Origin of the sequence: Poseidonibacter sp. (assembly GCF_041821165.1) — a bacterium.
Lineage (GTDB): Bacteria > Campylobacterota > Campylobacteria > Campylobacterales > Arcobacteraceae > Poseidonibacter.
In genome coordinates, this window is the sequence record NZ_JBGUES010000074.1 from 1 (window position 1) to 10,324 (window position 10,324).

The 10,324-nt window shown below is 30.6% G+C and carries 21 protein-coding genes and 1 pseudogene; all 22 read right to left on the minus strand.

From position 1 onward, the window contains the following. Nucleotides 1-308: OB-fold nucleic acid binding domain-containing protein (locus ACERKK_RS07260; RefSeq protein WP_373772416.1), on the minus strand; the 308-nt coding region annotated here is incomplete at its 3' end. A 43-nt stretch (nucleotides 309-351) separates the two neighbouring features. After that, a complete protein-coding gene (locus ACERKK_RS07265; protein ID WP_373772417.1) occupies nucleotides 352-1,467 on the minus strand; it encodes a hypothetical protein in 1,116 nt (371 codons plus the stop codon). Next, entirely contained in the window at nucleotides 1,464-2,132 is a 669-nt protein-coding gene (locus tag ACERKK_RS07270; RefSeq protein WP_373772418.1) for a uracil-DNA glycosylase, read from the minus strand. The genes ACERKK_RS07265 and ACERKK_RS07270 overlap by 4 nt, the downstream gene beginning before the upstream one ends. 110 nt (nucleotides 2,133-2,242) lie before the next feature. Further along, nucleotides 2,243-2,461 (minus strand): translation initiation factor IF-1, encoded by a 219-nt coding sequence (infA, locus tag ACERKK_RS07275; RefSeq protein ID WP_373772419.1) that lies wholly within the window; start codon nucleotides 2,459-2,461, stop codon nucleotides 2,243-2,245. A gap of 10 nt (nucleotides 2,462-2,471) precedes the next feature. Beyond that, nucleotides 2,472-3,233: a type I methionyl aminopeptidase gene (gene map, locus ACERKK_RS07280; protein ID WP_373772420.1), complete on the minus strand. Its 762-nt coding sequence runs from the start codon at nucleotides 3,231-3,233 to the stop codon at nucleotides 2,472-2,474. 2 nt (nucleotides 3,234-3,235) lie between these two features. Continuing rightward, the gene (gene secY, locus ACERKK_RS07285) at nucleotides 3,236-4,498 is read right to left on the minus strand and encodes a preprotein translocase subunit SecY (RefSeq protein ID WP_373772421.1); all 1,263 of its coding nucleotides are present in this window, start codon (nucleotides 4,496-4,498) and stop codon (nucleotides 3,236-3,238) included. A gap of 1 nt (nucleotide 4,499) precedes the next feature. Beyond that, on the minus strand, nucleotides 4,500-4,898 hold the full coding sequence (rplO, locus tag ACERKK_RS07290; protein ID WP_373772422.1) for a 50S ribosomal protein L15: 399 nt from the start codon (nucleotides 4,896-4,898) through the stop codon (nucleotides 4,500-4,502). A gap of 3 nt (nucleotides 4,899-4,901) precedes the next feature. Then, nucleotides 4,902-5,342, minus strand: a complete 441-nt coding sequence (gene rpsE / locus ACERKK_RS07295; protein ID WP_373772423.1) for a 30S ribosomal protein S5 — start codon at nucleotides 5,340-5,342, stop codon at nucleotides 4,902-4,904. A gap of 9 nt (nucleotides 5,343-5,351) precedes the next feature. Continuing rightward, nucleotides 5,352-5,711: a 50S ribosomal protein L18 gene (gene rplR, locus ACERKK_RS07300; protein WP_373772424.1), complete on the minus strand. Its 360-nt coding sequence runs from the start codon at nucleotides 5,709-5,711 to the stop codon at nucleotides 5,352-5,354. Between the two features lie 10 nt (nucleotides 5,712-5,721). Then, nucleotides 5,722-6,255, minus strand: a complete 534-nt coding sequence (rplF, locus tag ACERKK_RS07305; RefSeq protein WP_373772425.1) for a 50S ribosomal protein L6 — start codon at nucleotides 6,253-6,255, stop codon at nucleotides 5,722-5,724. A 9-nt stretch (nucleotides 6,256-6,264) separates the two neighbouring features. After that, a complete protein-coding gene (gene rpsH, locus ACERKK_RS07310) occupies nucleotides 6,265-6,663 on the minus strand; it encodes a 30S ribosomal protein S8 (RefSeq protein ID WP_373772426.1) in 399 nt (132 codons plus the stop codon). A 13-nt stretch (nucleotides 6,664-6,676) separates the two neighbouring features. Next, nucleotides 6,677-6,862, minus strand: a complete 186-nt coding sequence (locus tag ACERKK_RS07315) for a type Z 30S ribosomal protein S14 (protein WP_121627065.1) — start codon at nucleotides 6,860-6,862, stop codon at nucleotides 6,677-6,679. Continuing rightward, nucleotides 6,862-7,410, minus strand: coding sequence for a 50S ribosomal protein L5 (gene rplE, locus ACERKK_RS07320; RefSeq protein WP_373772427.1), 549 nt, complete (start codon nucleotides 7,408-7,410; stop codon nucleotides 6,862-6,864). Before rplE ends, ACERKK_RS07315 begins: the two co-directional genes overlap by 1 nt. A gap of 1 nt (nucleotide 7,411) precedes the next feature. Continuing rightward, nucleotides 7,412-7,651, minus strand: coding sequence for a 50S ribosomal protein L24 (gene rplX / locus ACERKK_RS07325; protein ID WP_373772428.1), 240 nt, complete (start codon nucleotides 7,649-7,651; stop codon nucleotides 7,412-7,414). 1 nt (nucleotide 7,652) lies between these two features. Beyond that, nucleotides 7,653-8,021, minus strand: coding sequence for a 50S ribosomal protein L14 (gene rplN / locus ACERKK_RS07330; RefSeq protein WP_076084974.1), 369 nt, complete (start codon nucleotides 8,019-8,021; stop codon nucleotides 7,653-7,655). Further along, complete coding sequence (gene rpsQ / locus ACERKK_RS07335; protein ID WP_373772429.1) at nucleotides 8,021-8,272, minus strand: 30S ribosomal protein S17; 252 nt, start codon at nucleotides 8,270-8,272, stop codon at nucleotides 8,021-8,023. The genes rplN and rpsQ overlap by 1 nt, the downstream gene beginning before the upstream one ends. Before the next feature lie 11 nt (nucleotides 8,273-8,283). Then, complete coding sequence (gene rpmC / locus ACERKK_RS07340) at nucleotides 8,284-8,475, minus strand: 50S ribosomal protein L29 (RefSeq protein ID WP_373772430.1); 192 nt, start codon at nucleotides 8,473-8,475, stop codon at nucleotides 8,284-8,286. Next, a complete protein-coding gene (gene rplP / locus ACERKK_RS07345; protein ID WP_373772431.1) occupies nucleotides 8,462-8,887 on the minus strand; it encodes a 50S ribosomal protein L16 in 426 nt (141 codons plus the stop codon). The genes rpmC and rplP overlap by 14 nt, the downstream gene beginning before the upstream one ends. A 2-nt stretch (nucleotides 8,888-8,889) precedes the next feature. Further along, the gene (gene rpsC / locus ACERKK_RS07350; protein ID WP_373772432.1) at nucleotides 8,890-9,588 is read right to left on the minus strand and encodes a 30S ribosomal protein S3; all 699 of its coding nucleotides are present in this window, start codon (nucleotides 9,586-9,588) and stop codon (nucleotides 8,890-8,892) included. After that, entirely contained in the window at nucleotides 9,588-9,920 is a 333-nt protein-coding gene (rplV, locus tag ACERKK_RS07355) for a 50S ribosomal protein L22 (protein WP_373772433.1), read from the minus strand. The genes rpsC and rplV overlap by 1 nt, the downstream gene beginning before the upstream one ends. A 3-nt stretch (nucleotides 9,921-9,923) precedes the next feature. Then, entirely contained in the window at nucleotides 9,924-10,199 is a 276-nt protein-coding gene (gene rpsS, locus ACERKK_RS07360; RefSeq protein WP_373772434.1) for a 30S ribosomal protein S19, read from the minus strand. Nucleotides 10,200-10,208: 9 nt separating this feature from the next. Then, a pseudogene (locus ACERKK_RS07365) lies at nucleotides 10,209-10,324 on the minus strand (50S ribosomal protein L2); the annotation flags it as partial.

The following is a 10,324-nucleotide window of genomic DNA, read 5'->3' on the forward strand; positions in this document are numbered from 1 at the left end:
TTAGATTTGTTTTCAATAACTAATTCAGTTAAAACAATCTCAATATTTCCAGTAACTAAGTTAGGATTTTCTAATCCCTCACCTCTAGCTCTTACAGTTCCAGTTGCAACTAAAACAAATTCATCTCTTACTGTTTCAGCAATTGGTAAAATAGCTGGATCTGCAACTAATTGAACTAATCCACCTTTATCTCTTAAATCAATAAATATAATTCCACCATGGTCACGTCTACTGTTTACCCAACCAGCAACAGTAACAGTTTCACCGATGTTTTTTTCACGTACGTCTGTACAATAATGTGTTCTCAATTCAAACTCCATAAATATAAATATCCGCGATTTTATCCAAATCTTACTTAATTTCTAAAAATCCAAAATCAGTACTTATAAATAATTTTGGTTCATAAATAACTTCATTGTCAATAATTTTAGTTTGGATTAGATTATCCGCATTTTCATTATATAAATAATTAACTCCAACTAAAGTAGAATAATCAACCCAATTGTATACAATATCAGCATTATAAGTAGAAATTTTATCTTCAAGTTTATCATCAACTTTATCAATAGAATTAGCAACAACAAAATTATTTCTATCATTTTCTTGAGTTAAAGAAATAAGTAATGGATTATAGTTTAATTGAGTAGATAAAGTAACTTTTGGCACAATTTCATAAACTGTAAGTTGAGATAAAATTATTGATGTTTGAACAATATTTGTATTTAAAAATAGCGTAGAATTCATTAATCTTTGGTCATCAATTATATTTTTAAAATAATTTCTTTCACTTTTAATAGCCCTAGTCATAGTAATATTTGGAATAATTAATTCATATAAATTTTTTAATTTATGTCCAATAAATGACTCTTGATAAAACATAATGTTTTTAGTATTAGAATAATCTAAAAGTTTTTGTATTTGTTTATCATATGAAATTGAACCAAAAACATAATTGCTTGAAAAACTATTTGTTTCACTTTTATTAATTAAAGGCAAATAAATATTTAAATCATCAACATCAAAATCATTTAAATTTTCAGATATATTTGGAGTAAATAGCGCAATAACTTTTGTAAAATCTTGATCTTTTATATCATCAAAAGTTTTTTGAATATTCTCTATATTCTCATCTTGTGTATCAAAAACCTTTATTTCATAAGCAACTCTTTGAAAAGCTAAATATCCTAAGATTGTATTTACAGAAGAGTTTGCGTATTTACCAATAATTTTAGAAGGATAAACAAATGCAATTTTAATACTAGGTTTTAAACCAGAAATAAAAGTATCTTGTTCAACAATATTAAACTCATCAATTACTTCAATAGTTTCATTAATACTATTTTCATCAACATTTTTATGAACAACAAGTTTTTCATTACTTGGTATTTTAATACTTACTTCATTTTCTTTAACAGCACAACCAATAAATACAAAAGAAATTAATAATAACGATAATAGATGTTTCAATTTATAGACTCCAGAATATTTTTAATTTTTAGCATATCATAATATGCATCTTTTTTTGAAGAAGGGTTTCTTAATAAAAAACTTGGTGAAAAAGTAGGAATAACTTTTATTGAATTAAATAAAGTCTCTTTTCCTCTAATAAGAGAAAAGTTTTGATTATTATCAAATAAATAAGAATAAGTTTTTTCACCTAATGTAATAATTAAACTAGGATTTACAAGTTCTATTTGTTTTAATAAATAGTCATTACATGAATCAACATTTGATTTATTTAAAGTATTTGAACTTTTACACTTAACTAAATTTGTTATATAAACTTCTTCTTTTTTTATATTTAGTACATTTTCAATCATTTTTGCTAATAATTCACCACTTTTACCAGCATAATAAAAGCCTAATTCATCTTCTGCTGATGATGGTTCATCATTTATAAACATAATTTTACTATTTTCATTACCAAAACCAAATAGAACATTTTTTCTACATTTTGATAATTCACATAAGTGACAATGTTCAACATTAGATTTTAAAGATGCTAAATTATCAGGTAACTTTAAATTTTTTATATCATTAGATGAAAGTTCAATATTTGAATGATATGAAAAACCTATAGATTGAAGAAAATTTAAATGATTAAGAAGTTTTTTTTGAGTAATTTTTGTCATAGTAAATTGTACATAAATATTTCTTGTACATTACATAATTTTAAAAAAGAATATTAAATTTTATGAAGAAAATAAATAAGGAAAAAATCCTTATTTATTTTAAGATACAATTACTTGTATCTATGAGTAATTCTACCTTTATCTAAAGAGTAAGGTGTAATTTCAACTCTAACTTTGTCATTTGGTAATATTTTAATATAGTGCATTCTCATTTTACCTGAGATATGACATAAAACAACATGACCATTATCCAATTCAACTCTAAACATAGCATTTGGTAAAGCTTCTATTACTTTTCCATCAATTACTATTACATCATCTTTTGCCAATTTATTCTCCCTATTCTACTGTACTTAAAATAACAGCTTTTCCATTTACTACAGCAACTGTATGCTCGTAATGACTACCTCTTAATCCATCTTCTGAAACGACATCCCAATTATTATCTAAAATAACAGGTTCTCTTTTCTTTTGACAAATCATTGGTTCTAAACAAAAAACCATACCGTTTTTAATTTTTGGTCCTGATTTAACATTACCATTTCCAATATAATTTGGTATCTCTGGTTCATCGTGAGGTTTTTTTCCAATACCATGACCACAAAATCTTACTAGTGGTTGAAAACCTCTACTAACAATAAAGTCTTCTATAGCTTTAGAAAGCTCTTTAAATCTCATACCATCTTCAATAATATCAATAGCATGATATAAAGCATCTTTTGCACAAGCAATTAATTCTTCATCTTCTTTTGATATTTTTCCAATAGGCATCGTTATAGCAGCATCACCATACCAACCATCGATTTCAGTTCCAATGTCGATACCTAAGATATCTCCTTCTTTTAAAACTACATCTGATGGAATACCATGAATTATTACTTCATTTAACGAAGTACAAATAGCATTAGGAAATCCGTATAAACCTTTGAAAGAAGGTCGAGCATTTAATTTATTTAAAAACTCTTCCCCCATTGCATCAACTTCTTTTAAAGTCATGCCAGCTTTTACGTTTTGTGCTAAATGATTTAAAGTCTTCGCAACTGCAATATTTGCAGTACGAAGTTTTTCAATTTCATTTGTTTTTCTTAATGGAATGGCCATTTTTAAAGACCAACCGCACTAAGTGTTTCGTATTTATTCATATATTGTTGTGCTTCGATTTTTCTCATAGTATCAATAGCAACTTGTACAACGATAAGTACAGCAACTCCACCAAAGTAGAATGGTACTCCCATAGCTTTTACAAGTAACCAAGGAACAGTAGAAATTAAACCTAAGTAAATAGCACCCCAGAATGTTAATCTACTTGCTGTTTCATTTAAAAACTCAGCTGTACTTGCTCCTGGTCTTACACCTGGAATAAATCCGCCTTGTTTTTTTAAGTTTTCTGAAATATCTTTCGCATTAAATGTGATAGATGCATAGAAGAATGCAAAGAAAACTACAAATAAAAACATAAATAAATTAAAAGTATATGAAGTTGGGCTTAAGTAATCTGCAACTACAAGTAAGTACTCATTTTGAGAACCTTGTAAAATAGTAGCAGGAAACATTAAAATTGCTGAAGCAAAAATTGCTGGAATAACACCTGCTAAGTTAACCTTAATAGGAATGTAATTCATAACTCTTTTATTTTGATTCTGCATCATTACTTTTCTTGAATATGAAACAGGAACTCTTCTTTCACCTAATTCAACATAAATGATTGCTCCAACAGTAGCTAAGATTATTACAATAATCGCAATTACAGTTAAGAAACTCATTTGTCCATTGTTAACTAAATCAATAGTTCCACCAATTGCACTTGGAATTGCAGAAACAATACCAGCGAAAATAATTAGTGAGATACCGTTACCAATACCTTTTTGTGTGATTTGTTCACCAATCCACATAAGAAGCATAGTACCAGTTAACATCGAAATTGAAGAAACAGCTATAAATGTATCCATGTCAATAGAAATAGCACCTTGACCGCTTTGACCAGTTAATGAATTAAGACCCATTGAAACACCAACAGATTGAATTAAAGTAATAACAATAGTTGTATATCTAATGATTTGCATATATTTTTGCATACCATCTCGTTCTTTTTTCATTTTACCAAGTGCGGGGAAAGTAGCTGCTAATAATTCCATAATAATAGAAGCTGTGATGTAAGGCATAATTCCTAGTGATATAATAGACAGTCTTTCAACTGCGTTACCACTAAACATATTAACAAGACCTAATGCATTGTTAGCATTTGAGTCGAAGAATTCTTTAACAACGTCTATATTAACTCCAGGAACTGGCACGTATGCCAGTAACCTGTAGATAAAAATAAAACCTAATGTTATAAGAATCTTATTTATTAGATCTTTACTCATTTTAGTTGCCAGTTGTAGTTACGTTTTCGTCTTTAATCTTAGCAACTAAATCTTTTGCAGTTAAACCAATTAATTTAACTTTTGTTACAGATTTAGATAATTTGTATACAGATTTGATTGTCTCAACTGTAATTTCTTCAAGTGCTGCCACTTGTTTAATTTTATCTACGTTAATAGAATAAGGTTTTGCAACTCTTGAGAAGAAACCAATTTTTGGCATTCTCTTTTGAATTGGCATTTGTCCACCTTCAAAGTGTCTCTTTGCAGAGTACCCTGATCTAGACTTTTGACCTTTTTGACCTCTAGAAGAAGTCTTACCCATTCCTGAACCTTGACCTCTTCCTACTCTTTTAACATTTTTTGTACTACCAGCAGCTGGTGATAAATTATTTAATGCCATTAATTATCCTTTAATTCTAGCTAAAGCTTCAACTGTAGCTTGTACTAAGTTATTTGGATTGTTAGAACCTAAAGATTTTGCAATAATATCTTTAATTCCAGCAAGCTCAAGAACAGGTCTTGCAGCTCCACCAGCTATAAGTCCTGTACCTTCAGATGCAGGCTTAAGTAAGATTTTACTTGCATTATACTTATGTTCAATATCGTGATTAATAGTTGTACCTTTGATATTTACTTTTACTAAAGATTTAAATGCGTCATCTAAACCTTTTTTAATAGCATCAGGAACCTCTTTTGCTTTACCAGTTCCAAATCCAACAGTACCTTGTTTATCACCAACAACAACAAGAGCAGTAAATCTAAATCTTCTACCACCCTTAACAACTTTTGTTACTCTACCAATTTTAACGATTGCTTCTTCAAAGTCTTCTCTATTAACTGCCATCATTAACCCTTATAATTTGATACCGTTATCTCTTAGTGCATCAGCGAATGCTGCAATAACACCATGATAAAGGTAACCATTTCTATCAAATACTACTGTTTCAATACCAGCTGCTTTTAAAGCTTCAGCGAATTGTGCTGCAACTTTGATTGCGTTTTCTTTATTAACTCTTAATCCTAATGCTTGAGAACTAACTGCTGCTAAAGTAACACCATCAACGTCGTTGATTGCTTGTGCGCTTAAATATTTATTAGATTTGAAAATTGAAACTCTTGGCTTATTATCTGTACCAAAAATTGAACCTCTAACTCTTCTTTTTCTCTTAATTCTTAAAGAATTTTTCTTTGCTAAATCTTTTGCTCTACTCATAGTTCATACCTTACTTAGCAGTTTTTCCGGCTTTTCTAACGATAACCTCGTCAGTATACTTAACACCTTTACCTTTGTACGGTTCTGGTTTTCTAAAGCCTCTAATAATTGCAGCCGCTTGACCAACTTGTTGTTTGTCAGCACCTTTAACGTGAACTAAGTTTTTCTCAACAGTAATTTCTAAACCTTCTTCGATTTCGAAATTAATTGGGTGTGAATAACCTAATTGTAGTTCTAAAACATTACCTTTAACAGCAGCTCTGTAACCAACACCATTGATTTCTAAAGATTTTGAAAAACCTTTATCTAAACCATCAATAGCATTATTTAATAAAGCTCTATATGTTCCCCAGAAAGCAGAAGATTCTTTAGTATCTCCAACTCTTTCTATAACAACATTGTTATCAGCGATTTCAACAGTAACTCTTCCGTGTGTTTCAACAGAAGAAGTTTTGTTCCCTTTTTTTACATCAATAACAGTACCATTTACAGATACTTCAATTCCAGCAGGAATAGCGATAGGTTTTTTTCCAATTCTAGACATTACACTCTCCTACCAAACAGTACATAGTACTTCACCACCAACGTTTGCAGCGAAAGCTTCATCGTTAGCGATAACACCTTTGTTTGTAGAAACAATGATTGTACCATATCCGTTTTTAAAGTTTTTAATTTCAGAAGCGTTTTTATAAACTCTTCTTCCTGGTTTAGAAACTCTTTTAATTTCATTAATTACTGAAACATCATTATCGTTATATTTTAATTCAACTTGAATTGTTTTTTTATTATTTTGACCGTCAATAACTTTGAATCCAGTAATATACTCTTTTTGTTGTAATACGTTTAAAACACCTACAACAGTGTTAGAGTGTAATAATGTTGCAACATCTAATTTTCTCATTGCAGCATTTCTAATTCTTGTTAAAGCATCTGCGATTATATCATTCATCATAGCTTAATTCCTTCTACCAACTAGCTTTTCTAACACCAGGTAATAAACCTTCGTTAGCCATTTTTCTTAAACAAATTCTACATAAACCAAAATCTCTGTAAACAGAGTGTGGTCTACCACAAACAGAACATCTAGTGTAAGCTCTTGAGCTAAACTTTGGTGTTCTTTGTTGTTTTGCGATCATAGATTTCTTTGCCATTACGCTCTTCCTTTTGTGAATGGAATTCCCACTAACTCTAATAATCTAAATGCTTCAGCATCATTATCAGCAGTAGTAGAAACTGAAATGTTCATACCATGTGTTTTAATGATATTATCATACTCAACTTCTGGGAACATTAATTGTTCATCAAGTCCAAAGTTAAAGTTACCTCTACCATCAAAACCATTTTTGTTAAGACCTCTAAAATCCTTAACTCTTGGTAATGCAATTGTGCAAAGTTTGTCTAAGAAAGTGTACATTTGTTCACCTCTTAAAGTAACTTTAACACCAACAGGAGAACCTTCTCTTACTTTAAAACCAGCAACTGATTTTTTAGCAATAATTTGAACCGCTTTTTGACCAGCGATTAAAGAGATTGTATCTTGAATGTTTTGCATTAATTTGCTATCTTTCATAGCTTCACCAGCACCAACAGAGATAACAACTTTGTCTAACTTAGCTGTTAACATCTTGTTTTTAGCAAACTCAGTTTCTAAAACTGGTTTGATTTCTGATTTGTATCTTTCTAATAATCTAGCTGCCATCTTATTCACCTTCTACTTTTGTTACATTAGAGATATCAATTGGCATCTCTTTGTTAACGAATCCACCCTCTGGGTTTTTTTCTTGATCAGGTTTAACAGTTTTTTTAGCTACTTTGCAATCTTTTACGATTACTTTATTTTTAGAAGGTAATACTTGTAAAACTTCACCAGTTTTACCTTTATCATCTCCAGCGATAATTTTTACAGTATCACCTTTTTTGATTTTTAATTTAATTGCCATATTATAATACCTCCGGTGCAAGTGAAACGATTTTCATGAAACCTGAATATCTAACTTCTCTAGCAACTGGTCCAAAGATTCTAGTTCCTATTGGATCTTTTTTTGCATCTAAAATTACAGCTGCATTATCATCGAATCTGATTAATGAACCATTTTCTCTTTGAACTTCTTTATGTGTTCTAACAACTACTGCTTTAACAACTTGACCTTTTTTAACTTTACCAGTTGGTAATGCTTTCTTAACTGAAGCAACGATAACGTCACCAACAGTTGCGTATCTTCTCTTAGAACCACCAAGAACTTTGATACACATGATCTGTTTAGCACCAGTGTTATCAGCTACGTTTAATCTTGTAAAACTTTGAATCATTAATTAACTCCTGTAGCTACAATAGTCTTTAATCTGAAAGATTTAGTTTTTGATAATGGTCTACACTCAACAGCGATAACTTTATCACCTAATTTTAATTCATTTCTTTCGTCATGAACTAAATATTTTTTAAATCTTTTTACAGTTTTATGATATTTTGGGTGCATAACTGATCTAGTAACTAGTACTGATGCAGTTTTGTCTCCAGATATCTTAACTACTTCACCTTGAATCTCTCTTTTATGTGTCATTTCATGGATCCTTAGTTAGCTTTTAATGCAGTCATAGCTGTTTGAATCTTAGCGATATCTTTTTTAGCTACTCTTAATTCAGAAGTATTAGTTAACTGCATAGTTTTTAGCTTAGCTTTTAATTCAAAAAGAAGCACCTTTTTCTCTTTTAATAACACTTGAAGCTCAGTCAAGTTTTTATCTTTTAAATCAGTATAGTTCATTTTCGCTATCTTTTGTTACAATTTTTGTTTTAAATGGTAATTTGTGCATTGCTAATGTTAAAGCTTCTCTAGCTAGTTCTTCACTTACACCAGCCATTTCAAAACAAATTCTACCTGGCTTGATATTCATAACCCATTTATCAACAGAACCTTTACCTTTACCCATTCTTGTTTCTAATGGTTTTGCAGTAAGTGGTTTGTCAGGGAATACCATAATCCAAACTTTAGCTTGTCTCTTAACTTTTCTAGTCATTGCAACTCTTGAAGCTTCAATTTGTCTAGAATCAATTCTACCATGTTCTACAGCTTTAAGTCCGATATCACCGTATGCTAAAGAGTTACCTCTGAAAGCTTTACCTCGATTTCGTCCCTTCATCATTTTTCTGTATTTAGTTCTTTTAGGCATTAACATGATTATTTACCTCTTCTCTTTTGTGGTCTTCTTTTAGGTTTGTCTTCTTCAGTTTTTTCAGCTGGAATACCTTTAGCAAGTACCTCACCTTTGAAGATCCAAACTTTAATACCAACACAACCATAAGTAGTGTGAGCTTCAGCGAAACCATAATCAATTCTAGCTCTTAAAGTATGTAAAGGAACTCTACCTTCTAAGTACCACTCAGTTCTAGCCATTTCAGCTCCACCAAGTCTACCAGAAACAGAAACTTTAATACCTTTAGCTCCACCTTTAAGTGCATTTTGCATAACTCTTTTCATAGCTCTTCTAAATGCAACTCTTCTTTCTAATTGTTGTGCAACATTTTCAGCTGAAAGTTGACCAGATAATTGTGGTTTTCTCTCTTCTTTAATATTTACAGCAATTTCTTTTCCAACTAATTTAGAAAGATTTAATTTAAGTTTTTCTACGTCTGCACCTTTTTTACCGATAACGATACCAGGTCTTGCAGCAACGATAGTTACTCTAATTTTTTTAGCAGTTCTTTCTACAATAGTTGAAGCTACACCAGCGTAGTATAATTCTTTTTTAACGAACTTTCTGATTCTATCATCTTCAGCAACGTTAGCAGGCATAGTAGAAAATTTAGGAAACCATCTTGATTCCCAGTTTCTATTAATTCCAAGTCTTAAACCTATTGGATTAACTTTTTGACCCATTACTTGTCTCCTTTTTCAGCAGCAGCTACTTCAATCATAATATGTGCAGTTGGTTTATGCTTAGGTGAAGCAGAACCTCTTGCTCTTGGAGTAAATCTCTTAAGAACAGAACCTTTATCAACTCTTGCTGAAACGATTACTGCATTTTCTGGTTCTAAACCTGCATTTGCAACAGCAGATGCGATAACTTTAGAAATGATTCCAGCAGCTTTGTTTGGTGTAAACTCTAAAGATGCGATTGCAAACTCAGCGTTCATCCCTTGAACTTCTCTAGCAATTAATCTTGCTTTGTTTGGAGAAAGTCTAATATATCTTAATATTGCTCTAGCCATCTATTACGCCTTTCTTTGAACAGAACCTTTATGGCCCTTAAATGTTCTAGTTGGTGCAAATTCACCTAATTTATATCCAACGTGGTTCTCTGTAATGTTCACAGGAACGAAGTTTCTTCCATTATGCACTGTAAAAGTTAATCCAATCATATCTGGTAAAACAGTTGATCTTCTTGACCAAGTTTTAATTGGTTTTTTATCATTTGCTTCATTAGCTTTGATAACTTTTTTCAATAGATGTGCGTCTACGAATGGACCTTTTTTTATTGATCTTGACATCTTAAACCCTTACTTCTTTTTTCTTGAAATGATTAGTTTATCACTAGCTTTTTTCTTTCTAGTTTTATAACCTTTAGTTGGCATACCCCATGGAGTAACAGGATGTCTTCCAGAGTTAGTCTTAC